Source organism: Plantactinospora sonchi (genome assembly GCF_036422035.1).
Taxonomy (GTDB): Bacteria; Actinomycetota; Actinomycetes; order Mycobacteriales; family Micromonosporaceae; genus Plantactinospora; species Plantactinospora sonchi.
This window is the reverse complement of sequence record NZ_JAZGQK010000016.1, coordinates 188795-213629: the sequence shown is the minus strand read 5'-3', so window position 1 is coordinate 213629 and position 24835 is coordinate 188795. Positions and strand designations below refer to the sequence as shown.

Annotated in this window: 19 protein-coding genes and 1 pseudogene; 7 read left to right on the top strand and 13 right to left on the bottom strand. The window is 72.9% G+C overall.

The genetic code is table 11. The features are described 5' to 3' along the window. Positions 1-179 precede the first annotated feature (179 nt). From V1633_RS19420 to mraZ, 11 genes are all read right to left on the bottom strand, one after another. Complete coding sequence (locus V1633_RS19420) at positions 180-1133, bottom strand: cell division protein FtsQ/DivIB (RefSeq protein ID WP_331215765.1); 954 nt, start codon at positions 1131-1133, stop codon at positions 180-182. Then, entirely contained in the window at positions 1130-2593 is a 1464-nt protein-coding gene (gene murC / locus V1633_RS19415) for a UDP-N-acetylmuramate--L-alanine ligase (protein ID WP_331215764.1), read from the bottom strand. Before murC ends, V1633_RS19420 begins: the two co-directional genes overlap by 4 nt. A gap of 103 nt (positions 2594-2696) precedes the next feature. Next, positions 2697-3803 (bottom strand): undecaprenyldiphospho-muramoylpentapeptide beta-N-acetylglucosaminyltransferase, encoded by a 1107-nt coding sequence (gene murG / locus V1633_RS19410; RefSeq protein ID WP_331215763.1) that lies wholly within the window; start codon positions 3801-3803, stop codon positions 2697-2699. After that, positions 3803-5209, bottom strand: a complete 1407-nt coding sequence (locus V1633_RS19405) for an FtsW/RodA/SpoVE family cell cycle protein (protein WP_331215915.1) — start codon at positions 5207-5209, stop codon at positions 3803-3805. Before V1633_RS19405 ends, murG begins: the two co-directional genes overlap by 1 nt. Positions 5210-5653: 444 nt before the next feature. Next, positions 5654-6757 (bottom strand): phospho-N-acetylmuramoyl-pentapeptide-transferase, encoded by a 1104-nt coding sequence (gene mraY / locus V1633_RS19400; protein WP_331215762.1) that lies wholly within the window; start codon positions 6755-6757, stop codon positions 5654-5656. Between the two features lie 43 nt (positions 6758-6800). Continuing rightward, on the bottom strand, positions 6801-8207 hold the full coding sequence (locus V1633_RS19395; protein ID WP_331215761.1) for a UDP-N-acetylmuramoyl-tripeptide--D-alanyl-D-alanine ligase: 1407 nt from the start codon (positions 8205-8207) through the stop codon (positions 6801-6803). Next, a complete protein-coding gene (locus V1633_RS19390) occupies positions 8204-9805 on the bottom strand; it encodes a UDP-N-acetylmuramoyl-L-alanyl-D-glutamate--2,6-diaminopimelate ligase (protein ID WP_331215760.1) in 1602 nt (533 codons plus the stop codon). Before V1633_RS19390 ends, V1633_RS19395 begins: the two co-directional genes overlap by 4 nt. Positions 9806-9857: 52 nt before the next feature. Further along, positions 9858-12182, bottom strand: coding sequence for a peptidoglycan D,D-transpeptidase FtsI family protein (locus tag V1633_RS19385; RefSeq protein WP_331215759.1), 2325 nt, complete (start codon positions 12180-12182; stop codon positions 9858-9860). Positions 12183-12185: 3 nt separating this feature from the next. Further along, positions 12186-12869 carry a hypothetical protein gene (locus V1633_RS19380; protein ID WP_331215758.1) on the bottom strand — a complete coding sequence of 228 codons (684 nt, stop codon included), beginning with the start codon at positions 12867-12869 and terminating at the stop codon, positions 12186-12188. Beyond that, positions 12866-13987 carry a 16S rRNA (cytosine(1402)-N(4))-methyltransferase RsmH gene (gene rsmH, locus V1633_RS19375; protein WP_407952057.1) on the bottom strand — a complete coding sequence of 374 codons (1122 nt, stop codon included), beginning with the start codon at positions 13985-13987 and terminating at the stop codon, positions 12866-12868. Before rsmH ends, V1633_RS19380 begins: the two co-directional genes overlap by 4 nt. Positions 13988-14190: 203 nt before the next feature. After that, positions 14191-14622 (bottom strand): division/cell wall cluster transcriptional repressor MraZ, encoded by a 432-nt coding sequence (mraZ, locus tag V1633_RS19370; RefSeq protein ID WP_331215757.1) that lies wholly within the window; start codon positions 14620-14622, stop codon positions 14191-14193. Between the two features lie 527 nt (positions 14623-15149). On the opposite strand from mraZ, the gene V1633_RS19365 reads away from it, so the two are divergent. The 6 genes and pseudogenes from V1633_RS19365 (at position 15150) to V1633_RS19340 (ending at position 22039) form a co-directional block, all read left to right on the top strand. Continuing rightward, positions 15150-16397, top strand: coding sequence for a MurT ligase domain-containing protein (locus V1633_RS19365; protein WP_331215914.1), 1248 nt, complete (start codon positions 15150-15152; stop codon positions 16395-16397). A gap of 13 nt (positions 16398-16410) precedes the next feature. Further along, positions 16411-17139, top strand: a complete 729-nt coding sequence (locus V1633_RS19360; RefSeq protein ID WP_331215756.1) for a type 1 glutamine amidotransferase — start codon at positions 16411-16413, stop codon at positions 17137-17139. Beyond that, entirely contained in the window at positions 17136-17954 is an 819-nt protein-coding gene (locus tag V1633_RS19355; RefSeq protein WP_331215755.1) for a TVP38/TMEM64 family protein, read from the top strand. Before V1633_RS19360 ends, V1633_RS19355 begins: the two co-directional genes overlap by 4 nt. A gap of 214 nt (positions 17955-18168) precedes the next feature. Continuing rightward, positions 18169-18654: pseudogene (locus V1633_RS19350) on the top strand ((2Fe-2S)-binding protein); the annotation flags it as partial. Between the two features lie 104 nt (positions 18655-18758). Continuing rightward, the gene (locus V1633_RS19345; protein ID WP_331215754.1) at positions 18759-19799 is read left to right on the top strand and encodes an FAD binding domain-containing protein; all 1041 of its coding nucleotides are present in this window, start codon (positions 18759-18761) and stop codon (positions 19797-19799) included. Beyond that, positions 19796-22039: a xanthine dehydrogenase family protein molybdopterin-binding subunit gene (locus tag V1633_RS19340; RefSeq protein ID WP_331215753.1), complete on the top strand. Its 2244-nt coding sequence runs from the start codon at positions 19796-19798 to the stop codon at positions 22037-22039. Before V1633_RS19345 ends, V1633_RS19340 begins: the two co-directional genes overlap by 4 nt. Positions 22040-22134: 95 nt before the next feature. On the opposite strand, the gene V1633_RS19335 is transcribed toward V1633_RS19340, so the two are convergent. Together V1633_RS19335 and V1633_RS19330 are read right to left on the bottom strand one after the other, a co-directional pair. After that, entirely contained in the window at positions 22135-22581 is a 447-nt protein-coding gene (locus tag V1633_RS19335) for a hypothetical protein (RefSeq protein ID WP_331215752.1), read from the bottom strand. 20 nt (positions 22582-22601) lie between these two features. Continuing rightward, positions 22602-23222 (bottom strand): hypothetical protein, encoded by a 621-nt coding sequence (locus V1633_RS19330; protein ID WP_331215751.1) that lies wholly within the window; start codon positions 23220-23222, stop codon positions 22602-22604. Between the two features lie 290 nt (positions 23223-23512). On the opposite strand from V1633_RS19330, the gene V1633_RS19325 reads away from it, so the two are divergent. Beyond that, complete coding sequence (locus V1633_RS19325) at positions 23513-24811, top strand: ThuA domain-containing protein (protein ID WP_331215750.1); 1299 nt, start codon at positions 23513-23515, stop codon at positions 24809-24811. Positions 24812-24835: the final 24 nt, after the last annotated feature.

Here is a 24835-nt window from a genome sequence, read left to right as displayed (position 1 = left end):
GTACGAGGAGGCGAAGGGTAACCCTCACCCTCTACTAGAGGTCTACAGTTATGTCAACTATTGATCCTCTCCGGGCAACGTATGCGTACGCGCGGCGGGAGCCAAGGACCTGCGCGGCGTGTCGGCACGCCCACCGACAAACCTTGGCCGACACTCCGACCGGCGGCGCCTCGCCGGGGTCAGCGGATGGTCACCACGTCCGGGGTACGGACGTCGATGGTGTCGCCCTTCCGACTCAGCAACGACGTCGCCACCTGGGCCTTGGTGTCGCTACGCGAGGAGTCGCCCCAGAGCACCGTACGACCCTGGCGCAGCCGTACCGTGATCCTGGCCGGTGCCTCCACCACCACCTCGGCCAGCCGCTCCCGCAGCTCGGGAGTCAACGCGGCCAGCACCTCCAGCGCCGCCCGGGTCGAGACGTCCTCCGGGCCGGGCGTGGCGACCCGGGCCACCGGCAGCCCCGACGGGCGGTCGGCCCGGGTCTGGAACACCACCCCGGAACCGTCGACCACGAGGAAGCGCCGGTCCTGCGGCACCACCGCGACCGGCGTCCGCTCGACCACCTCGACCACCAGGGTGCTCGGCCATCCTCGGGAGACCGTCACCCGGGCCACCGGCGGCAGTTGCGCGACCCGGGCGCGGGCCGCCGCGAGGTCGACCCGGGCCAGCGGGGTGTCGTCCGCCACCCCGACCGCCTGACGGACCTGCTCCGGGGTCACCAGCGCCACCCCGACCACCCGGACGTTCCGGACCCCGAACACCGCCGTCCCGTACACCAGCCAGGCGCCGACCAGGACGAGCACCAGCACCCCGGCGAGCACCGTCCAGGGCAGCGCGGCGCGCAGCCGCCGCTGCCGGGCCCGCTGGGTGAACCGGCGCACCGACGGCGGTACGGCGTCGCTACCGGCCCGGACCAGCCGCCAGCCCCGCTCGGCACCCCGGGTGCCGGACCGGGCCGACCCGGTCGGACCGCCCCGGGCGCCGGTGGCCCGGGGCCGGGGCGCCCGGCCGGCCGGGGCCGGACCGCCTCGACGGGCCGCCGGCGAGCCGGACCGGCCCCCCGAGCCGGAACCGCCGGACCGGTCCCGGGACGAGCCGGAACCGCCGGACCGGCCGCCCGAGCCGGGGCTCATTCGGCGTCGGGGGTCGCCACGTCCGGGCCGGTGCCGTCGGCCGACCGGCCGGCGAGCGCGGCGAGCAGCTCGTCACCCATCAGCGAGATCGGTGGCGCGCCCATCGTCACCACCACGTCACCCTGCGCGGCCCGGCGAACCACCTCGGCCGGTACGTCCTCCCAGGACGGCACGAACATCTTGTGCTCGGGAGGCAGGGCGATCGCGTCGGTGAGCGCGACCCCGCCCTCTCCCGGCGCCCGCACCTCGCCCGGGCCGAACACCTCCAGCACCAGCACCTCGTCGGCGATGGCCAGCGCGGTGGCCAGCTCCGCCTGCAGGTCCCGGGTCCGGTAGACGCGGTACGGCTGGAAGACGACGATCAGCCGCCCGCCGCCGGCCACCTCCCGCAGCGTCTTCAACGACGCGGTCATCGAGGTCGGGTGGTACGCGTACTCGTCGTAGACCTGGACTCCGGCGACGACGCCCTTGCGCTCGAAGCGGCGGCGTACCCCGGGGAAGGCGGCGAGGCTGGAGACCACGCAGTCCAGCCCGATCCCGAGCTTGCGGGCGGTCAGCACCGCGGCGGCGCTGTTCAGCCCGAGATGGCTGCCGGGGACCGGGAGCCGGATCTCGCCCAGCGACTCGCCCTCCAGCGTCGCCCGGTAGCGCAGCCCGGCGGCCGAGGAGACCAGGTCCGTCAGGCGCAGGTCGGCGTCGGACGCGGTGCCGTAGGTGTAGACGGTGCGGCCCTCGGCGCGCAGCGCCTCGGCCATCCGCCGGGTGCCGGGGTCGTCGGCGCAGGTCACCACGAACCCCTCCGGGTCGGTCAGCCGGGCGAAGTCGGCGAAGGCCGTCTCCAGGCCGGCGTAGTCCCCGTAGGTGTTGAGGTGGTCCTCGTCGATGTTGGTGATGATCGAGACGAAGGGCCGGTAGAGCAGGAACGAGCGGTCGCTCTCGTCGGCCTCGGCGACGAAGTACTCGCCGCTGCCGTGGTGGGCGTTGGAGCCCACCTCGGAGATCTCCCCGCCGATCACGAACGACGGGTCCAGGCCGGCCCGCTGCAGGATCAGCGTGGCCATCGACGTGGTGGTGGTCTTGCCGTGGGTGCCGGCGACCGCGATGGTCCGCCGGCCGGTCATCGCGGCGGCCAGCGCCTCCGACCGGTGCAGCACCCGCAGCCCGCGTTCCCGGGCCGTGACCAGCTCCAGGTGGTCCTGCGGGATCGCGGTGGAGTAGACCACGGTGTCGACGCCGTCCAGGTTGGTCGCGGCGTGGCTCATGTGGATCGTGCCGCCGAGCGCCCGCAGCCCGGCCAGCGCGGGCCACTCCCGCAGCTCGCTGCCGGAGACCCGGATCCCCCGGGTGAGCAGCAGGCGGGCCAGCCCGCTCATGCCGACCCCGCCGACCCCGATCAGGTGTACGGTGCCCAGGTCCTCGGCAGCCAGGGTGCCGACCGGACTGAACTGCGCGGTGTTCATGACCCCAGCCTTCCACTCGCCGGCCGGTCGGACCCGGGCATCAGGTCAGCGCACCGTGGCCGGATCCGTTTCGTCGGAACGTCGTCGCCCCGCCGTACCCGCCTCACCGGGCCACCGCCTCGTAGACGAAGTCGAGCAGCGCCTCGTCCCCGTCCCGCCGGCCGTACGCCGCCGCGGCGTTGCCCATCGCGTAGAGCCGACGGGGGTCCCGGATCAGCGGGATGATGTTCTGCTCCACCCAGCCGGCGGTCATCTCGGAGTCGTCCACCAGCAGGCCACCGCCGGCCTCGACGACCGGCAGCGCGTTGCGCTTCTGCTCCTGGTTGCTGTGCGGGTACGGCACGTAGACCGTGGGCAGTCCGACCGCCGCCACCTCGGCACAGGTCATCGCGCCGCCCCGGGCCAGCATCAGGTCGGCGGCGGCGTAGCCGAGTTCGATCTGGGAGAGGTACGGCAGCGTCACGTACGGCACCGGAAGGTCGGCGGGCACGCTCACCGGCTCGTTGCGGGCGCCGATCACGTGCAGCACCTGGATTCCGGCGTAGGCGAGCGACTTGGCCGCCCCGGCGACCGCCAGGTTGATCGAGCGGGCCCCCGACGAGCCACCGGCCACGAAGAGGGTCGGCAGGTCCGGATGGAGTCCGAAGTGCTGCCGGGCGGCGGCCCGCTGGGCGTGGCGGTCCAGTCCGGTGATGCCGCGCCGCAGTGGCACCCCGACCACCCTGCCGTCCCGCAGCGACTCGGCCTGCTGCGGCTGGTGCGGGAAGCCGAGCGCGAGGTTCTTGGTGAACCGCATGCCGAGCCGGTTGGCGACCCCCGGCGGCACGTTCACCTCGTGGATCACGATCGGCAGCTCACGGCGCCAGGCGGCGAGGTAGGCGGGCACCGAGACGTAGCCGCCGAACCCGATGACGACGTCGGCGCGTACCTCGTCGATCACCTTCCCGGCGGCCCGGGCGGCTTTCCACATCCGGTCCGGAGTACGCATCAGGTTCATGTTGACCGAACGGGGCAGCTGATACGCCGGAATCTGCCGCAGATCGTAGCCGTGCGGGGGAATCAGCTCGTTCTCCATCCCCTTCGGCGTACCGAGGCAGGTGACGCGTACCCCCGGGTCGTGTCGGCGCAGGCAGTCGGCAAACGCCAGCAACGGGTAGATGTGCCCACCCGTGCCGCCTCCCGCGAGCACCACCGACCGCAGCGAACCCATCAGCGTCTCCTCTCGCCCGCCGTACCGGCGCGCCCTCTCCTCGCCCGGCCACCCGTTGACCCGGCCCCGCTCTCCCGCCGTCTCCCGGACCCGGACACGGGTTCCCGGCGGGCCTGGGCGGGCAGCGGCCCGCGTCGGCGCGCCGAGGGAAGCGGCGGCAACGGGGCCCACACTAGTCGGACCCATCGGGGCGCCGGACGGGCGTGCAGGGCTCGCGCCGCTTCCGGTTCGGCGCGGGCGAAGGAGGCCAGCATGCCGACCGCGGCCATGGTCACGACCAGGGCACTTCCACCGTCGGAGATGAACGGCAGCGGCAGGCCGGTGATCGGCAGCAGCCCGACCACCCCGCCGATGTTGATCACGGCCTGGCCGATCAGCCAGGCGGTGGTGGCGGTGGCCGCCAGCCGACGGAACGGGTCGGCGACCCGGCGGGCGATCCGCAGCCCGGTGTACGCCAGCACGGCGAAGAGGCTGAGCACCACCGCGCAGCCCACCACGCCGAGTTCCTCGGCGAGGATGGCGAAGATGAAGTCGTTGTGCGCGGCGGGCAGCCAGTCCCACTTGAGCACGCTCTTGCCGAGGCCGACGCCGAACCAGCCGCCGTTGTCGATCGCGTACCGGGCCTGCAGGTACTGGTAACAGCCGTCCAGCCCGCACTCCTCCGGCGGCGGCGGGTTGAGGAACATGGTCAGCCGGGCCAGCCGGTAGTTCTGTTCGCCCTGCTCACCCGAGCCGGCCCCGAGGGAGGCGGCGGCGACCAGCAGGCCGACGCCGACCAGCCCGAGCACCGACAGCAGGGCGAAGACCCGCTTGCGGACCCCGGCCGCCCAGAGCAGTCCGACGACGATGGCGAGCAGACAGAGCATGGTGCCGAGGTCGTTGTAGCCGACCAGGACGAACAGCAGGCCGACGGCGGGAAAGAGCGGGGTGGCCAGTTCCCGCCACCAGCCCAGCGCCGCACCCTTCCGGGCGATCATGTCGGCGCCCCAGAGGACCAGGCCGAACTTCGCCAGCTCGGAGGGTTGTACCTGGATCGGGCCGATGACCAGCCAGAGCAGCTGGGCCTTGAGCGGACCGAGGGTGGCGTCTCCGGTGAGTCTGCCGAGGGCGTGCAACGCGTCGAGCAGGACCAGCAGCACCACCGCGACGCCGAGGGTCGGCAGCGCGATGGACCGGAAGGTGCTGGCCGGCAACCGCTGGCAGGCCCAGAAGGCACCGAGCCCGATCAGCGCGAAGAGCGCCTGCTTGGCGAACATCGCGAAGGGGTTGCCGTCGGTGGCCAGCGCCCGGACGCTGGTCGCCGAGAAGACCATGGTCAGCCCGATCAGCAGCAGCAGTCCCGAGCTGGAGATGAGCAGGTAGTAGGAGGCGAGCGGCCGGGCCAGCAGCCCGCGCAGCGCGGCCAGGCCGCCGGCCAGGTCGACGCCGGAGCCGGCCGACGGGTACGCCGGGTCGCCGCCCTTGGTGCGGCCCGGTTCCGGGGCGCCACCCGCGGTACGCGCGCCAGGGCCCGTTCGTCCGCCGTCGGGGCCGCCGCCGGCCACCGGGGCGGCGTCGGTGCCTCCCGGCGCCGCACGTGCGTCGTCAGGGCCGCCAGTACCCGCACGCCCACCGTCGGGGCCGCCGTCCCCCGTCGGTCGCCGTGGCGCCTCGTCCGTCACCGCGCCACTCCTTCGTCCTCCCGGTTCCGCCCATCATCGACGCTGCCCGGGGTCGCCGCCGGGTAATCGCCCGACCGGCGTGTCGGCACCGCCCCGCCGGCCCCTGTCGATCATGGAGCGTGTCGCCGGATCCGGTGCGGATCCGGCGACAGGTCCATGACCGACCGAGCCTGCCGGGCGGGTAGGAGATCAGCTGACCGCGGTGAGGAACTCGCTGTAGAACAGCGCCAGGGCGATCGCCACCCCGATCCCGGCGATGATCCAGAACCGGACGACGATGTTGACCTCGCTCCATCCGGCGAGCTCGAAGTGGTGCTGGAGCGGGGACATCCGGAAGACCCGCTTACCGGTGGTACGGAAGGAGATGATCTGGATCACCACGGACATCGTGATGATCACGAAGAGTCCGCCGAGGATGATCAGGAGGAACAGCGTCCGGGTGGCCATCGCCATGCCGGCGATCAGGCCGCCGAGGCCGAGCGCCCCGGTGTCACCCATGAAGATCCGGGCCGGTGAGGTGTTCCACCAGAGGAAGCCGACGCAGGCGCCGGCCGCCGCCCCGGCTATCAGGGCGATCTCCAACGGGTCCCGGACCACGTAGCAGTACGCCCCACCGGCGGCGTACGCCTCGTCCGCGCACCAGTGCCGGTACTGCCAGAACGCGATCAGGGCGTACGCGGCCAGCACCATCACCGAGGCGCCGGTGGCCAGACCGTCCAGACCGTCGGTGAGGTTCACGCCGTTGGTCGTCGCCATCACCACGAAGATGAAGATGACCACCGAGGCGATCTTGCCGACCTCCAGCGCGTTGATGTCGCGGATGAAGGAGAGCGCCGTACTGCCGACCGTCACCCCGGCGGTGCTCGGGAAGTAGAGCGCGACCACCCCGAAGACCGCACCGACCAGCATCTGGCCGAGCAGCTTGCCCCGCTTGTTCAGCCCGGCGCTGTTGCGCTTGCGGACCTTCAGGAAGTCGTCGAGGAAGCCCACCGCGCCAGAGAAGACCATCAGGCCGAGCAGCACCAGTGCGGTGATCGTCGGGGTGACCTGGGCGATCTGCTGGTCGGGCAGGGTGGTCAGGGCGAGGTGACCGGCGACGTACGCGATCACCGTGGCCACGATGAAGACCACCCCGCCCATCGTCGGGGTGCCCTTCTTGCCCTGGTGCATGATCGGGCCCTCGGCCCGGATCGGTTGACCGGCCTTCAACCGGGTGAAGACCTTGATCGCGATCGGTGTGGTGAAGAGCGAGATCAGGAACGCCACGAAGATGGCGACGACAACCGCCCTCACGCCGCGACGCCTTCCGCCGTAACCGACCCGTCCGTCACGTGGCTCATCGGGCGTCCCCCTGGGGGCCGGCGGCCGCCTCACGCAGCGCGTCGACCACGTCCCAGGTGCGGTAACGCGAACCCTTCACCAGGACGACGTCGCCCGACCGCAGCTCACGCCGCAGCAGCCCGATCGCCGCCTGCTGATCGGTAACCAGCACCGACTCTCCTCCCCAATCCGCCACCGCCACCGCTCCGTCCCGGATCGGCGCGGCCGTTTCACCGACCACCAACAACCGGTCGACGCCCAGCTCGGCCGCGAGCCGGCCGACCTCCTCGTGACCGGCGCGCTCGAAATCGCCCAGCTCGGCCATGTAGCCGAGCACCGCGACGGTACGCCGGTCCCGGCCCATCGCGGCCAACGCGTGCAGCGCGGCGCCCATCGAGCCGGGATTCGCGTTGTACGAGTCGTCGATCACCGTCACCCCGTCGGCCCGGTCGAAGACGTCCATCCGCCGGGTCGAGGGCAGCACCAGCGCGCCGAGCGCCTCCGGCAGCTCGGCCAGCGGCATGCCGAGATCCAGCGCCACCGCCGCCGCGGCCAGGGTGTTGCCGACCTGGTGCCGGCCGCTGACCCCGAGCCGTACCGGCACCCGCCCGTTCGGGGTGACCAGGGTGTACGACGCCCGGCCGCGCTCGTCGAGGAGCACGTCCTCGGCCCGCACCTCGGCGTCGGCGGCCTCACCCACCAGCACCACCCGGCCGGCGGTCCGCTCCGCCATGGCCCGGACCCGGGGGTCGTCGGCGTTGAGCACCGCCAACCCGGCGGCCGGCAGCGCCTCGACCAGTTCCCCCTTGGCCAGGGCGATCGCCTCGACGGAGCCGAACTCGCCGATGTGCGACGTGCCGACGTTGGTCACCACCGCGATCCGGGGCGGCGCGATCTCGCACAGGTAGCGGACGTGCCCGATCCCCCGGGCGCCCTTCTCCAGCACCAGGTACCGGGTGTCGGCGTCCGCCCGCAGCGCGGTGTACGGGTGCCCCAGCTCGTTGTTGAACGACCCGGCCGGGGCGACCGTCGGGCCGAGTCGGGCGGTGAGCTGGCCGACCAGATCCTTGGTGGTGGTCTTCCCGGACGAACCGGTCAGCCCGATCACGGTCAGCTCGGGCAGCCGGTCCAGTACCGCCCGGGCCAGCCGGCCCATCGCCACCCGGGCGTCGTCGACCAGCACCATCGGCACACCGTCGACCGCCCGGGAGCCGAGTACGCCGACCGCGCCCCGCTCGGCGACCGCCGCCGCCGCGTAGTCGTGCCCGTCGACCTTCTCCCCGGGGAAGGCCACGAACAGCCCGCCGGGGCGTACCTCGCGGGAGTCGAACTCGACCGGCCCGGTGACGGTCAGTTCCGGGTCGTCGGCGGCCAGCCGCCCGTCGACGGCGGCGGCCACCTCGGCCAGGGTCATTGGGATCATCGTCGCTCCAGCAGGGTGTTGAACCGGGCGGCGAGCGCGGTGGCGAGCTCGACGCGGTCGTCGAAGGGCTCGGTCCGGCCGCCGATCTCCTGACCCCGCTCGTGCCCCTTGCCGAGCACCGCGACCACGTCGCCGGGCTCGGCCAGCCGGACCGCCTCCGCGATCGCGGCGCGGCGTCCGCCCACCTCGACGACCCGGGCCGGGGTGGCGGCCTCCTCGGCGCCCCGGCGCACCGCGGCCCGGATCACCGCCGGGTCCTCGCTGCGCGGGTTGTCGTCGGTCACCACCACCAGGTCGGCGCCCCTGGCCGCGGCGGCGCCCATCAGCGCCCGCTTGCCCTGGTCCCGGTCGCCGCCGGAGCCGAGCACGCAGATCAGCCGGTGGTCGGCACCGGTCAGCTCGCGCAGCGCGGTGAGCGCGGCGACGGTCGCGTCCGGGGTGTGCGCGAAGTCGACGACGCCACGGACCGGGCCGGGCGCGTCGACCAGTTCCAGCCGGCCGGGAACGCCGGGGCAGGCGGCCACCCCGGCCGCCGCGACCGCCGGGTCCACCCCGGCGGCGACCAGCGTGGCGATCGCCAGCAGCGCGTTGGCGACGTTGTGCCGGCCGGGCAGCGCCACCGCCGCCTCGACGGCCACCCCGTCCGGCCCGTGGGCGATGAAGGTCTGGGTGTAGCCGACGTCACGGATCCGCTCCGCCCGCCAGGTCGCGGCCGGGTCACCGTTCGCGGAGAAGGTGACCGTCGCCGGTCGGACCAGGGGTCGCAGCGCCGGGTCGTCGTGGTTGAGCACCTCGGCGGCGCACCGGCCGTCGAACAGCCGGGCCTTGGCGGCGAAGTAGTCCGCGACGTCGGCGTGGAAGTCCAGGTGGTCGTGGCCGAAGTTGGTGTAGCCGCCGACGGCGAACCGCACCCCGCCGACCCGGCCCATCACCAGCGCGTGGCTGGAGACCTCCATCGCCACCGCGGTGACCCCGCGCTCCCGGGCGGCGGCCAGCATGGCGTGCAGGTCGGTGGCCTCCGGAGTGGTCCGGACGCTCTCCACCACCAGGTCCCCGAGGCGGCACTCGACGGTGCCGATCAGCCCGGTGACGTGGCCGGCGGCCCGCAGTCCCGACTCGATCAGGTAACTGGTGCTGGTCTTGCCGGCGGTACCGGTGATCCCGATCACGGTCAGTCCGGCCGTCGGATCGCCGTAGACCGCGCTCGCCAGCTCGCCGAGCACCGCCCGCGGGTCCGGTACGACCAGGGCCGGCAGCCCCGCCTCGGCGGCCGCCGCCGCCCCGGCCGGATCGGTGAGTACGGCGACCGCGCCGGCCGCCACGACCGCCGGGAGGAACTCGGCGCCGTGCCGGCGGGCGCCGGGCAGGGCGGCGTACAGGTCGCCGGGGCGGACCTCGCCGCTGGCGTGGGTGACCCCGGTGACCGTCACCTCGGCCCAGCCGGGTGGCAGCTCGACGCCGGGCAGCTCGACCCGCGCAACAGGGTCGGCGGCGACCCGCGCGGCAAGATCGGCGAGCCGGATCGGCGTCACGGCCTGGGGACGGGGATTGCCGGGCACGGCGTCAGACCCTACCCCGTCGGGGGGTCCACCCCGCACAGCCGCCCCGGTGGTTTGCCCGCACCTACCGATGATGTCCTGTTCGGCCTGGTCAACGCGGATAGACCACGAACTTCGGCGGAGCGGCGCCGGTCGACGGCACCCGGTAGTGCCGCAGGGTGTACTCCATCATCTCCTTGAACGCCGGCGCGGAGATGTCCCCGCCGCCGCCCTGCGGCGTGTGCGCGAAGACCGCGATCACGTACCGGGGCTGGTCCGCCTGGTCCATTCCGATGAACGAGGCGACCTCACCGGGGGCGTAGCGCCCGTCGACGACCCGGGAGCCGGTGCCGGTCTTGCCGGCGACCCGGTAGCCGGGGATGGCCGCCTTGCTGGCGGTGCCGCCCTCGATGGTCACCGGCGCCTCCATCAGCTGCCGCAGCGCGGCGGCGGTCTGCGGGCTGAGCACCTGGCGGGTCTTCGGTGCCGGCCCGGCCCGACGGGAGCCGTCCGAGGGGATGATTCCCCGGACCAGGTGCGGCTGCACCCACTTGCCGTCGTTGGCGATCGCCGCGTAGACGGCGGCCATCTGCAGGGGTGTGACGTCGACGCTGTGCCCGATCGGCACCGACCCGTACGTCGACCCGCTCCACTCCTTCGGCGGCTTCAGCACCCGTCCGGACGCCTCGCCGAGCACTCCCTCGCCGGTGGCCTGGCCCAACCCGAACTTGAGCTGGTACTGGTAGACCTTCTCGGCACCGAGCGCGTCGGCGATCTTGATGGTGCCGACGTTGGAGGAGAAACCGAGCATTCCCGCCACGCTGAGCTTCCGGCCGCCCACCGGATGGGTGTCGGGGAAGTACTGGTCGCCCTTCCAGATGCCGTTGGCGATCGGCCAGGCGGTCTGCGGGGTGATCACCCCCTCCTCCAGCCCGGCGCCGAAGACGATCGCCTTGTGCACCGAACCGGGGTCGACGACAAAACTGGTGGCCGCGTCGTTGCGGTCCTCCGAGTCGTACTTCTTCCAGTCCGCCGCGTTGTACGTCGGATAGCTGGCCTGGGCGAGCACCTCGCCGGTCCGTACGTCGAGGACCACGGCCGCGCCGGTGCTGCCGTCGACCTCCTGCATCCGCTGGCCGAGGATCCGCTGCACCACGTACTGGAGGTCACGGTCGATGGTGAGCTCGATCGAACTGCCCGGCCGGGCTTTGGTGACCCGGTTGTAGCCACCGGGGATCTCGGCGGCGAGTTCGCCCTTGCCGACCTCGTACACCCGTTTGCCGTTGACGCCCTGCAGCAGGTCGTCGTAGCGCGCCTCCAGCCCTTCCAGGCCGTGCAGGTCCTCGCTGGTGAAGCCGAGCAGGTTGGCGGCCAGGTCGCCGCCGGGCACCTCCCGGCGCTCGTCCCGGCCGGTGCCGATGCCCGCCAGGTCGAGCGCCAGGACCTTCTCGGCGGTGGCGGTCTCGACCCCCCGGGCCAGGTACTCGAACTGGGACGCCCGCCCGTCCGGCCGCTTGCGCGGCTTCATCCCCTCGACCAGGTCGGAGGCGGCGATACCGAGCAGTGGCGAGAGCATCGCGGCGGTGCGCGCCGGGTCCTCGATCAGGGTGGGGTCGGCGAAGACGTACCGTGCCTCGACGCTGCGGACCAGCGGCGCGCCGTAGCGGTCGTAGATGCCGCCGCGCGGCGCCGGCAGCACCACCTCACGGAGCCGGTCGGCCAGGCCGTTGCCCTGGTATTCCGGGGCTTCGACGACCTGCAGCGCGACCAGGCGGATGCCGATGGTGGTGAACATGGCCAGGGCGAGCAGGGTGCCCAGCCGCAGCCGCCGGTGCGAGTCGGCCAGTCGGGGCGGCTTGCGGGGGCGCCGGGGCCGTCGCCCGCCGCCACCGCCGCCGCGGGGCGGACCGTCGGCCGTCGGCCGCCGGGCCGGTGCCGCCGGTTCCGCGTCGCCGCCGAGCGGCCGGGCGGTGACCGTCCGGCCGGTGCCGGACGCGGCCCGCCGGACGGTCCGGGTGCCGGCCCGGCCGCCGTCGAGCACCTGCAGCGCGGGCCGGAACGGATCGCCGGAACGGCTGCTCCGTGGGGTACGCCGGCCCTGGCCGGGATCGGCGGTGCCGGCCCGCCGCCCGGTGACCTCGACCGGGTCACCGGGGTTGCTCCGGTACCGCCGGGACAGTTCCGGGGTGTCCCGCACGGTACGTCCGCGCGGGGTGTAGGCCCGGGCGTCGGAGATGCCGGCGAAGCCGGCCCCGTCACGTCCGGACGTGCCGCCGGAGTCCCGGCCGTCAGTGCCGGATCGTCGACCGTCGCCGGAGTCCCGGCCACCGCCGGCTCCCCGGCCGTCGGCACCGGACCGCCGGCCGTCACCGGCGCGTGACGCGCCGCGCCGGGACACCGACGTGTCCCGGCGCGGTTCGTCGGACCGCGAGGCCACCGACTATCCCCCGGCACCCTGCGGACTGGTGATCGCCGGTTCGCCGCCGGCCGGCTGCGGCACACCGATCACCTGGCCGTCGGGCAGCTGGATGAAGGCGGGCGGACCCGAGTCGACCAGGCCCAGCTTGCGGGCCCGGGCGGCCAGGTTGCCCGGCACCTCCGCCTCGTCGATCTTTTGCTGCAGCTCCTGCTGTTGGATGTCCAGGGTGGACTGCTGCTGCTGCAGCCGCTCCAGGCGGAACGCGTTCTCGTTCACCTTGCTGTTGACCACCAGGATGCCGAGCATCCCGCCGACCACCAGCACCAGGATCAGCGCCACGAAGGAAACCCGGGGCCGGGCCACCGGCAGCGGCGGGGCGACCCGGAGCCGGGTCCGCCGGCCGGCCGGGGTGGCCCTACCGGACTCCGCCGGCCGCTCCGGCCGTTCCGCCGAACTGTCCCAGACCCGTACCGTCCGGTCCGGCTCGGCCGACGTCTCCCAGTCCTGTGCCCGCAGGGCGGCACTGCCCTGCGTCGGGTACTCCCGTGCCCCCCGTACCCGGCTCGCCGGTGCCGCATTGGACCGGCCGCCATCCGTACGCCCGGCCCGCTGCACCGTGGTCCGGCCCCCCGACCGCGGTGTGCGCTGTCCAGCGCCGCGCGTCACGTCGGGCTCGACCCGACGCTCGCGCTTGTTGACGTTCATGTTCCCTCCCCCTGTACCGTCGTGCCGCCGCCGTGGACCGGCGATCGCGGCAAGTCCCGTTCAGTTCCTCCCGACCCGTTCGACGCCCCGGGCGCGACACCTCGGCCGGACCGTTCGCGGGCGGTCCTCCTCGTTGTCGTCGCCGGGGTCCGGTCGTCGGACGGGTCGATCCGCTCGGCCGCCCGCAGCCGCACCGAGGCGGCGCGCGGATTGACCGCGACCTCCGCCTCGCCCGGCAGCTCAGCCCCCCGGCTGAGCAACCGCAGCATCGGCCCGGTACCGGGCAGCTCGACCGGAAGGTCGACCGGGCCCGTACTGCGGGCCCGGCCGGCGAACACCTGTTTGGTGATCCGGTCCTCCAACGAGTGGTAGGACAGCACCACCGCACGACCGCCCGGGGACAGTGCGTCCAGGGCGGCCGGCAGCGCCGTTTCCAGCGCGGCCAGCTCCCGGTTTACCTCGATCCGCAGAGCCTGAAACGTTCTTTTCGCCGGATGTCCACCCGTTCGTCGGGCTGGCGCCGGGATCGACTCCCGGACCAGCTCGGCCAGCCGGGCCGAGGAGGTCAACCGGGACCGTTCCCGTTCCCGGATGATCGCCGAGGCGATCCGGCCGGCGAACCGCTCCTCGCCGTACACCCGCAGCACCCGGGCGAGTTCCCCGTGCGAGTAGGTGTTGAGCACCTCCTCGGCGGTGGTCCCGGACGTCTGGTCCATCCGCATGTCCAGCGGCGCGTCCTGCGCGTAGGCGAACCCGCGGTCGGGTGCGTCGAGTTGGAGCGAGGAGACGCCGAGGTCGAACAGCACGCCGTCCACGCCGCCGTACCCGAGCCGCTCCAGCACCTCGGCGAACTCGTCGTAGACCGCGTGCACCAGGTGGATCCGGTCGGCGTACCGGGCGAGTCGGGCCCGCGCGTGGGCGAGCGCCTCGGTGTCCCGGTCGAGTCCGATCAGGACGGTACGCGGATGGGCGGCCAGCACCGCCTCGGCGTGCCCGGCCAGCCCGAGCGTCGCGTCGACGTACACGGTCGGCCGGTCGTCGCGGCCCAGGGCGGGGGCGAGCAGCTCGAGACACCGCTCAAGCAGCACCGGTACGTGCGTACCGCGTAGCTCCCCCATTTCGACCCCCACTGACCCTGTCTCGTCCGGACGTGCCCGCTGTCTGTCACTGCTCGTCGTACCGCCAGATCCCCATCCGCTCTGGCCCACCGGGTCCGACCTTCGGACCTACCGGCGGATCGCGCCTGGCACCGGGGAAGAGGCGCCAGGAACCTCGAGCGGGTGGAGATCTCGCAGTACGTCGGGCGTCGGCACGCTCCGCCCTACAGTCCGCCCGGCAGCACCCCCTCCTCGATGTCGGCGAACTCCTCTTCGTTCTCCGCGAGGTAGGTCTCCCAGGCCCGCTTGTCCCAGATCTCGACCCGGGTGCTCGCCCCGATCACCACCAGATCCCGGTCCAGTGCGGCGTACTCCCGCAGATGGATCGGTATGGTGACCCGGCCCTGCTTGTCCGGGATCTCGTCGTGGGCGCTGGCGAAGAAGACCCGGCTGTAGGCCCGGGCGGCCTTGTGCGTCATCGGCTGCTCGCGCAGCTGGCCGGCGATGCGCTGGAACTCGGGCATCGGGAAGACGTACAGGCAGCGCTCCTGCCCCTTGGTGATCACGACACCTCCCGCCAGCTCATCCCGGAACTTGGCCGGAAGGATCAGCCGGCCCTTGTCGTCCAGGCGCGGGGTGTGCGTGCCGAGAAACACCGGCCCAACCCCCTCGCCCTTTTCAGCGGCGTTCGCGGCGCCGCTGCCCCCCGGGCCGGCGGGCCCTCCTGGCCCCCCATCGCGCCCCACTCTACTCCACTTCCCTCCACCCGCAACCGGAATCGCCCGGGAATCGCGCCCGATGTCCGGATGAAACCGCACGTCAAACGGGGTGGGGCTCGGTGGAGGGAAACGGAGCCCCCGGCCCGGGGGTCCGTTATCCGACACCGTCAACCCCTGCACCAATCGCGAGGCTTCACCCCTTTTTCCCGAGGGCTCCGGTCGGTGGAACCGGCCCGGTGGGGACCGGCCGGGAGGGAAGTGGAGGAAAAAATCACGGCGGACCGCGCCAGGTGGAGGAATCGGCCCGTCCGGTCCCACTCCACCACCGTCGCCGGCACCGGCGACCCGCCCGGGAGCGTCCCGCCGCCCGTACCGGACTTCCCGCCTGCTCCGGACGGGTACTTCGTGCGACGGTCGGCCGCCCCGCCCCGTCCGGTAACCTCGCTCGCGTGACGGACGCGAAGATGCCCCTTCGGGCAAAGGTGGCCAGCTCCGTATCTCGCACCGCCGCGGCCCTGTCCCGGGCCGCCGGCCGGGGTGACGGCTCGGTGATCGGCGGCTGGATCGGCCTCAAGATCGACCCGGATCTCCTGGCGCACCTGGCCGCCGGCCGGGCGATCGCGCTGATCTCGGGCACCAACGGCAAGACCACCACCACCCGGCTGACCGCCGCCGCGGTCGGCGTGCTCGGCCCGGTCGCCACGAACTCGTTCGGCGCCAACATGCCGACCGGGCACACCTCCGCGCTGGCCAAGGCGGGCAGCACCCCGTACGCGGTGCTGGAGGTCGACGAGCACTACCTGGCCCAGGTCCTGGAGGCGACCGAGCCACGGGTGGTAGCCCTGCTCAACCTCTCCCGGGACCAGCTCGACCGGGCCAAGGAGGTGGCGATGATGGCGCAGCTGTGGCGGGCCGCGCTGGTCCGCCACCCCTCGGTGCGGGTGGTGGCGAACGCCGACGACCCGATGGTGGTCTGGGCGGCGACCCCGCCGGCGACCCGCAGCGAGGCGGTCCGCCCCGCGCCGGTCACCTGGTTCAGCGCCGGCCAGCGCTGGCACGACGACTCCTGGGTCTGCCCCGAGTGCGGCTCCCCCATCGAGCGGATGTCCGACCAGTGGTGGTGCACCGGCTGCTGGTTGCGCCGGCCCGAGCCGCAGTGGGTGGTCGAGGACGACGGCGTGCTCGACCCCGCCGGCGCCTGGCACAAGGTGGTGCTGCAACTGCCGGGCCGGGTCAACCTCGGCAACGCCGCCACCGCGCTCGCCGTCGCCGCCGAGTTCGGGGTACGCCCCAACGACGCGGTCTCCCGGCTGGCCGGGGTCGCCTCGGTCGCCGGCCGGTACGCCCAGGTGGTCAAGGACGGTCGGACCATCCGGCTGCTGCTGGCGAAGAACCCGGCGAGCTGGCTCGAGGCGTTCGACATGGCCGAGGAGGCACCCACCCTGCTGTCGATCAACGCCCGGGACCCTGACGGGCTGGACACCTCCTGGCTCTTCGACGTCGACTTCTCGCCACTGCGCGGACGCCAGGTGCTGATCACCGGGGACCGCGCCTACGACCTGGCCGTCCGGCTCGACGTCAACGGCGTACCGTTCCAGCACGTGCGGGCCTTCGCGGACGCCGTCGCCAGCGTGCCGCCGGGCCGACTAGAGGTGATCGCCAACTACACGGCGTTCCAGGACATCCGAGCGGAGTTGGACCGTGTCAACTGACAGGGGATACCCGGTGCACAGCGGATCCGAGAGCGTGCTGCGCATCGTCTGGATCTACCCGGACCTGCTCTCCACCTACGGTGACCGGGGCAACATGCTGATCCTCGCCCGGCGCGCCCAGCTGCGCGGGATGCCGGTCGAGACCATCGAGATCCGCTCCGACCAGCGGCTCCCCACCACCGCCGACATCTATCTGCTCGGTGGCGGCGAGGACGGCCCGCAGGCGCTCGGCGCGCAGCGGCTGCTCGCCGACGGGGGCCTGCACCGTGCCGTCGCGCAGGGTTCGGTGGTGTTCGCGGTCTGCGCCGGCTACCAGCTGCTGGGCGGCTCGTTCTTCGCCAAGGGCGCCAAGTGCGCCGGGCTGGACCTGCTCGATTTGCACTCCGACCGGGGACCGAGTCGGGCGGTCGGCGAACTCGCCGGCGACATCGACCCCCGACTCGGGCTGCCGCCGCTGAGCGGTTTCGAGAACCACGGTGGTCGTACCCACCTGGGCTCCGGGGTCGCCCCGCTGGCCCGGGTCACCACCGGCATCGGCAACGACGGCGGCACCGAGGGCGCCTGGCGGGGCAAGTTGCTCGGCACGTACTCGCACGGTCCGGCGCTGGCCCGCAACCCGGCCCTGGCCGACCTGCTGCTGCGCTGGGCGACCGGCGCGCACCAGCTGCCGCCGCTGGACGACACCTGGTCGGAGCGGCTGCGCGCCGAGCGCGCCGCCGCGCTGGCCGCCGTCCGGGCGTGATCGGGCGCGTCCGACGGCTGCTGCGCCAGCGGTCGGTCGCGCGGTTCGCCCTGCTGCTCCTGCTGCTCGGGTCGCTCGGGCTGGCCCTGCTGGTGGCACCCCGGCCGGACCTGGCCGCGCTGCCCGGGCTGGCGGACCGGCTCGGCCCGCTGGCCCCGGTCGTCGCCGTGGGGGTGGGCGCGGTGCTGATGCTCGCCCTGGTCCCCCGGACCGCGATCACCGTGGTCTGGGGCGCGATCTTCGGCCCGCTGGGCGGTGCCGGCTACACGCTGGCCGCGGCGCTGCTGGCCGCCGCTGCCGGGTTCGCGGTCGGTCGGCTGCTCGGTCGCGACTTCGTCGCCGAACGGGTACGCGGCCGGCTGGCCCGGCTCGACCACTGGTTCGCCCGGCAGAGCGTGCTCGGGGTGGTCTCCGTACGGCTGGTGCCGATCGGCGGTTTCGGGCTGGTCAGCTACGGCTACGGCACCACCGGCGCCCGGCTGCTGCCGTTCCTGGTCGGCAGCGTGCTGGCCTCGGCTCCCTCGGCGTTCGGGTACGCCGCGGTGGGCGCGGCGGTGGTCTCGCCGGACGAGGTGAACTGGTTCGCGGTCGCCCCGGCCGGGCTGGGGCTGGTCGCCGCCGCCGTGCTCGGCGCCCGCTGGTGGCGGGCCGAGCGGACCCGCGTGCCGCACGGCGCGGAGTCGGCACCGGGTACGGCGGGACAGGCCGTCCGGACCACGACGGGTCCCGGTCGGGGGGCGCCCGGCACGGCGGCGGGCGACATGGCGGCCGGCGGTACGGAGACCCCGGGCGGTACCGACAGCCGTCACAGGTGACCAGAGCTCCTTCTGAGTTGTTTGCCCGATAAGCGGCAATCGGCGGTACGGTGAGGGCAGCACCCGGCGGTCGAGGGGCGCCCCCGACGGTGACGTTTTCCACCCCGGGTCGGTGGCCCGGACCGGGCCGTCCGGTCCACGCGGAGCGCTCGACGCCCGGTGGCATTCCGCAGCGGGGGGATCAGTGAAGTCCATTTCGGAGACGGCCGGCGTGGTGCAGACCGCCGACAACGCCGTCGTCCGCGGCCCGAACTCGGTGGTGGTCCGACTGCACGTCAACGGCACCCCCCGGAACGTCCTGATCGAACCCCGGGTCAGCCTGCTGGACGCGCTGCGCGACCGGCTCGACCTGACCGGCACGAAGAAGGGGTGCAACCAGGGCGCCTGCGGGGCGTGCACGGTCTGGGTGGACAAGCGCCGGGTGCTGGCCTGCCTGACCCTGGCGATCACCTGCGAGTCCCGCGAGGTGACCACAATCGAGGGCCTCTCCGACGGGGTCGACCTGCACCCGATGCAGCGGGCCTTCGTCAGCAACGACGCGTTCCAGTGCGGGTACTGCACCCCGGGACAGATCATGTCGGCGGTGGCGTTCCTCGCCGAGGGGCACGCCGCCGACGACGACCAGATCCGGGAGTGGATGAGCGGCAACCTGTGCCGGTGCGCGGCGTACCCGAACATCCGGGCCGCGATCCGGCAGATCCGCGACGAGGCGTCGAACCAGCTCCCGGAGACCGCGGCGGAGGGCGGCTCCGGCCGACCCGCCCCGGCGAGCGGCTCCGGCCGGGTCAGCGCGGAGGGCGTCGGATGAGGCCGGTCAGCTACTCCCGGGTGACCGACGTCGCCACCGCGATCGGCACCGTCGCCGCCGACCCGGCGAGCACCTACCTGGCCGGCGGCACCACCGAGGTCGACCTGCAACGCGTCTACGTCTCCCCGGCCCGCCGGCTGGTCGACATCAACGACCTCCCGCTGCACCAGGTCGACGAACTTCCCGGCGGCGGGGTACGGATCGGCGCGCTGGCCCGGATGAGCGAGGTCGCCCAGGCCCTGCCGATCCGCCGCCGGTTCCCGGTGATCTCGCAGGCCCTGCTGCTCGGCGCCTCCCCGCAACTGCGGAACATGGCCTCGATCGGCGGCAACCTCATGCAGCGGGTCCGGTGCGGCTACTTCCGGGACGTGGCGGCGGCCTGCAACCGACGCGAACCGGGCACCGGCTGCAGCGCGATCCACGGCATCAACCGGGGCCACGCCATCCTCGGCACCAGCGGACAGTGCATCGCCACCCACCCCTCCGACCTGGCGGTCGCCCTGGTCGCACTGGACGCCGTGGTGCGGACCCAGGGTCCTGGCGGGCCCAATCAGATCGCGATCGACGACTTCTTCCCGCTGCCCGGCGACACCCCGGACCGGGAACACCCGACGGCGCACGGCGAACTGGTGGTCGCCGTCGAGGTGCCGCCGAACCCGATGGCCGCCCGGTCGCTCTACCTGAAGGTCCGGGACCGGGAGTCGTACGAGTTCGCGCTCGCCTCGGCCGCCGTCGCGGTCAGCCTGGACGGGCAGACGATCAGCGACGTACGGCTGGCGCTCGGCGGGGTGGCGACGAAACCGTGGCGGGCCCGGCGGGCCGAGGCGGTGCTGCGGGGTGCTCCGGCCACCGTGCAGACCTTCGCCTCGGCGGCCCGGGAGGAACTCGCCGACGCGGTCGGGTACGGCATGAACGACTTCAAGATCGAGCTTGCCCAACGGACCATCGTCCGAGCGCTGCGGATGGTGCTCGGCGACCCGCAGATCCACGACGGGAAGGCGCTGAGACTGCTCAGCGGGGACGGGGACGGATCATGAGTCCGGCGATCGGCGCCATGCTCGACCGGGTGGACGGCCGGGCCAAGGTGACCGGTGGGGCACGGTACTCCGCCGAGGTCAACCTTCCCGGTCTCGCCCACGCCGTACTGCTCGGCGCGAAGGTGCCGAGTGGACGGATCATCGGGATCGACTGTCGCGAGGCGATGGTGGCGGACGGCGTGATCGCCGTACTGACCCATCTGGACCTGCCCCGGATCGCGGCGCAACCGAAGCTCTTCCCGTCGCTGGCCGGGCTGATCGCGCACGGCGAGAGCTTCTTCCCCATGCAGGACGACGTGGTGCACCACGCCGGGCAGCCGGTCGCGATCGTCGTCGCGGACACCCTGGAACGCGCCGAGCACGGCGCCACCCTGGTCCGGGTCAACTACGCGGAAACGCCGGCGCTGACCCTGCTCGACGCCGGGCGCGACCAGGCGTACGAGCCGGAAAAGATCTTCGGCGGGCTGGTCCCCGGGCGGAACCCGACCCGGGGCGACCCGGAGGCGGCGCTGCGGGACGCCGAGGTGGCGCTCGACCTGACGTACCGGTTCGAGGTCAACCACCAGAACCCGCTGGAGCCGTCGACCACCACGGCGGTCTGGGACGACGTCGACCGGCTGACCCTCTACGACTCGACCCAGGGGCCGACCGCGACCCAGCTCAGCGCCGCCGAACTGCTCGGCCTGCCGCCGACCAACGTCCGGGCGGTCAGCCACTACGTGGGCGGCAGCTTCGGCTCCAAGGCGCTGATCTGGCCGCACGTCACGTTGACCGCGTTCGCCGCCCGGGTGGTCGGCCGGCCGGTCCGGCTCGCGCTCAGCCGGGAGCAGATGTTCCACTCGTGCGGGCACCGGGAGGAGCAGGAGCAGCGGATCCGGATCGGCGCCGGCCGGGACGGGCGGCTGACCGCGCTCACCCACGACAAGATCGGGTTGACCTCGCACTTCGACGACTGGGCCGAGACGTCCCTGGAGTCGGCCGCGATCACGTACGCCTGCCCGAACTACGCCGGCGGCTACCGGCTCGTCCGGGGCAACATCATCACCCCGACCTTCACCCGGGGCCCGGGTGAGGCGACCGGGATGTTCGCCCTGGAGTCCGCGATGGACGAGCTGGCGTACGCGGTCGGCGCGGACCCGCTCGAGCTGCGGCTGCGCAACCATGCGGACACCGACCCGGAGACCGGCAAGCCGTGGTCGAGCAAGGGCCTCAAGGAGTGCTACCAGCGCGGCGCCGAGCTGTTCGGCTGGGCCGACCGCGACCTGCGGCCCGGCATCCGACGGGACGGGCAGTGGCTGGTCGGCACCGGCATGGCGACCGCCGCCTACCCGGTCGCGGCCCCGATCAGCCCGCAGCGGGCCCGGGCCCGGATGTACGGCGACGGCAGCGCGGTGGTCGAGGCCGGAATCTCCGAGTTCGGCACCGGGGCGCTGACCGCGATGACGCAGGTCGCCGCGGATGCGCTCGGCCTGCCGGTGGACCGGGTACGGTTCGTCGGCGGCACCACCGATCTACCGAACATCGCCGCGGCGGTCGGTTCGGCCGGCGCGGGAGCGACCAGTTCCGCCGTGCACCTGGCCTGCACCCAGCTGCGGGACCAGCTGATCCGGCACGCCGTGTCCGACCAGCGGTCGCCGCTGCACGGCGCCGACCCGGCGGACGTGGTGGTCCGGGACGGCCGGATGTGCCGGCGGGACCGGCCGGAGACCGGCGAGACGTACCACGAGCTGCTGGACCGCAACCACATGCCGGATGTCGAGGCGCTCGGCACCTGGATGCCGGTGTCGCCGATGACCAGCGACCACGCCATGCACACCTTCGGCGCGCAGTTCGCGGAGGTCGCCGTCGACGCCGACCTGGGCCGGATCGAGGTACGCCGACTCGTCGGCGTCTTTGCCCCCGGGCGGGTACTGAACCGCAGGACCGCGCACAGCCAGCTGATGGGCGGCATGCTCTGGGGGCTCGGCCAGGCGCTGCTGGAGGCGACCCGGATGGACCCGCACACCGGCCGGTACGCCAACGAGAACCTGGCCGACTACCTCATCGCCACCAACGCCGACGTACCGGACGTGGTCATCGACATGATCGAGGTGCCGGATGCGGTGGTGAACCCGCTCGGGGTGAAGGGCGTCGGCGAGATTGGCATCGTCGGCACGTCGGCCGCGATCGCCAACGCGATCCACCACGCCACCGGCCGGCGCGTCCGCAAGCTCCCGATCCTCCTCGAAGACCTGCTCTGAGCGACCGGTCGCGTCGGGTACCGGAGTCCTGGACGACTCCGCCCGGGTGGGCTCGGGGAAGGTCGACGGCGCCCGGATCACGCGCGGACCACGGGTCAGGGCGCCCAGCCACCGGAATACCGGTCTGACTTGTCGGCTTTGGCGACGAGCACCACCGACCCGACCGCACACCAGCCGAGCAGGAAGATGAGCAGGCCGGTCGGGGCGACGTCCGGGCTGCCGGGCCAGAGCCAGGCGTACAACGCCCACACGATGCCCACCAGAAGGGCGATCATCGGGGCGAGCGCGAGCGCAATGAGCAGGTTCTCGGCGATCGCCCGGACGGACCGGACCCCGACGACGTCGGGATCGACCAGCGCGGCGGCGAGACCCAGCGGCACTGGCCAGAGAACTCCGGCGACGACCAGGGCGGTGATGCCGGCGCCGGTCGGCCTGCTGGCGTGGAACCCCCAGACGAGACAGACCGTGAGGACCAGCCAGACGACGAGGACGACGCCGGCCCAGCCGCGTCGGCTCGACAACCCGCCGCCACCGGTTCCCATGACTCTCCCACCCGTCCTCGTCACAGCTCGTCGGCGCAGGCCACCTGCTGGTGCAACGGATTCGGAGCCACCAGCTGCGCGCGACCGATGGTGAACGTCGCGGCACTGCCCGGCGGGCAGATCGCGGTCGTCACCAGGGTCACCCGGTGGGTCGGCACGAGATCCCCGCTGCCGTCGCAGGGGGTCTCCTCGACCTTGGCCAGGTGGGCCTCGGAGTAGACGCAGTCGCCGACGACGATGTCGGGCCCGCCGCCCTGGCCGGGGTCGCCGGGGTGTGGCGGCTTGAGGTTGCGGACACACGCGAAGAGGTGACTGCCGGCCCGCCCAGCCAACCGGCCGGAGATGACCCGGATGGCGTGGTCCGTGCCGGTGGGACAGTCCGGGTCGGCGAAGGCGCCGGCCAGACCCGCACCGCCGTTCTCTACCTGGGTCACCGAGGCGACCGCCGCCGGATCGTCGCAGGCGACCTCCCGCCAGGTGCCGTCGGACGCGTCCGGGACTGTCGGAGCCACGCAGTCGGACAGGCCCAGGTAGTTGTCCACCGGGTCCGACGCGCTGGCGGACCGGCGGCTCTGGTCGGTGCACCCGGCCAGGACCGCGAGCAGCACACCGGCCGCCACCACCCTCGATGCCCTCCGCATACCGGCCTCCAATCCCCGTCACTGTGGGGACGGTAGCGAGGCCGGTTCGACGGGTGGCAGGGCATTTTTGCCGACGCCACGGATCGATCATGGTTGTGGTGCGGCCGGTACGGTGCGAGTATCAGTAAACATTCGTTACAGTTAGTCCAGGGATTGCCACAACCTTCGCAACTTGCACACTTCGGTTAAGTCCGATATTGACGCAAGATCCTTTCCGACATAGCGTGTCATCGATCGTCGCGCCCACCCCCACACCCCCACCGGCGTGACGACAACCGAGAGGACGCGCCATGATCGCCCGTACCCGCACCACCGTGACCCGGAAGGCGGCCCAGTTCCTCGCGCTCTGCCTGGCGCTGGTGGCCGCCTTCGCCATGCCCGGCCACGGCACGGCCCGGGCCGCCGCCCCGGCGTTCAACGTGATCGCCTTCTACAACGGCACCTGGGACCCGGCCCACATCAGCTTCGTCCGGGAGGCCAACCAGTGGTTCCCGCAGATCGCCGCACAGCACAACTTCAGCTACACGGCCACCAACGACTGGAGCCGGCTGAACACCGCCAACCTGGCCCAGTACCAGGTGGTGATCTTCCTGGACGACCTGCCGCCGGCCGCCCAGCGCCCGGCGTTCGAGCAGTACATGCGGGGCGGCGGTGGCTTCCTCGGCTTCCACGTCTCGGCGTGGACCGACAACCCGGGCGGCTGGGACTGGTACCACAACCAGTTCCTCGGCACCGGCGCCTTCCAGTCGAACACCTGGGGACCGACCAGCGCCGTACTCCGGGTCGAGGACCGCGACCACCCGTCCACCGGACGGCTGCCCGCCACCTTCACCTCGGCGGTGAGTGAGTGGTACAGCTGGAGCCGCGACCTGCGCACCAACCCGAACATCAACATCCTGGCCTCGGTCGACCCGAGCAGCTTCCCGCTCGGCACCGACCCCAACCAGACCTGGCACGGCGGCTACTACCCGATCATCTGGACGAACACCAACTACCGGATGCTCTACACGAACTTCGGCCACAACGCGATGGACTACGCCAACAACGTGCCGCTGTCGTCCACCTTCGCCAACGAGACGCAGAACCGGTTCGTCATCGACGGACTGCTCTGGCTCGGCGGCGGTGGCACCACCGAACCGCCCGCCGACCCGCCGATCTCCCCGACCGCCTGGTACAGCCTGGTCAACCAGGGCAACGGCAAGTGCGTGGACGCCCGGGCCGCCGGCACCGCCAACGGCACCGCGATCCAGCAGTACGCCTGCAACAGCAGCCTCGCCCAGCAGTACCAGCTCCAGCCGACCAGCGGCGGCTTCGTCCGGGTGAACAACCGCAACAACAGCGCCCGGGTCCTCGACGTCACGAACGTCTCCACCGCCGACAACGCGCCGATCCAGCTCTGGACCTACAGTGGCGGCAACAACCAGCAGTGGCAGGCGGTCGCCGAGGGTGGCGGCAACTACCGGCTGGTCAACCGGCTCAGCGGCAAGTGTCTGGACGTACCGGGCGGCTCGACCGCCGACAGCGTCCAACTCGTCCAGTACGCCTGCAACGGCACCCCCGCCCAGTCCTTCCGGCTCGTGCCGCAGTAGGGCCCGACGCGGGGAAAGCAGAGG

Excerpts from the sequence above, each read along its gene's own strand:
- V1633_RS19325 (WP_331215750.1), top strand. The coding sequence starts at position 23,513 with ATGATCGCCCGTACCCGCACCACCGTGACCCGGAAGGCGGCCCAGTTC.
- V1633_RS19395 (WP_331215761.1), bottom strand. The coding sequence starts at position 8,207 with ATGATCCCAATGACCCTGGCCGAGGTGGCCGCCGCCGTCGACGGGCGG.
- V1633_RS19420 (WP_331215765.1), bottom strand. The coding sequence starts at position 1,133 with ATGAGCCCCGGCTCGGGCGGCCGGTCCGGCGGTTCCGGCTCGTCCCGG.
- V1633_RS19345 (WP_331215754.1), top strand. The coding sequence starts at position 18,759 with ATGAGGCCGGTCAGCTACTCCCGGGTGACCGACGTCGCCACCGCGATC.
- V1633_RS19330 (WP_331215751.1), bottom strand. The coding sequence starts at position 23,222 with ATGCGGAGGGCATCGAGGGTGGTGGCGGCCGGTGTGCTGCTCGCGGTC.
- V1633_RS19340 (WP_331215753.1), top strand. The coding sequence starts at position 19,796 with ATGAGTCCGGCGATCGGCGCCATGCTCGACCGGGTGGACGGCCGGGCC.
- murC (WP_331215764.1), bottom strand. The coding sequence starts at position 2,593 with ATGAACACCGCGCAGTTCAGTCCGGTCGGCACCCTGGCTGCCGAGGAC.
- rsmH (WP_407952057.1), bottom strand. The coding sequence starts at position 13,987 with ATGGGGGAGCTACGCGGTACGCACGTACCGGTGCTGCTTGAGCGGTGT.
- murG (WP_331215763.1), bottom strand. The coding sequence starts at position 3,803 with ATGGGTTCGCTGCGGTCGGTGGTGCTCGCGGGAGGCGGCACGGGTGGG.
- V1633_RS19380 (WP_331215758.1), bottom strand. The coding sequence starts at position 12,869 with ATGAACGTCAACAAGCGCGAGCGTCGGGTCGAGCCCGACGTGACGCGC.
- V1633_RS19365 (WP_331215914.1), top strand. The coding sequence starts at position 15,150 with ATGCCCCTTCGGGCAAAGGTGGCCAGCTCCGTATCTCGCACCGCCGCG.
- V1633_RS19335 (WP_331215752.1), bottom strand. The coding sequence starts at position 22,581 with ATGGGAACCGGTGGCGGCGGGTTGTCGAGCCGACGCGGCTGGGCCGGC.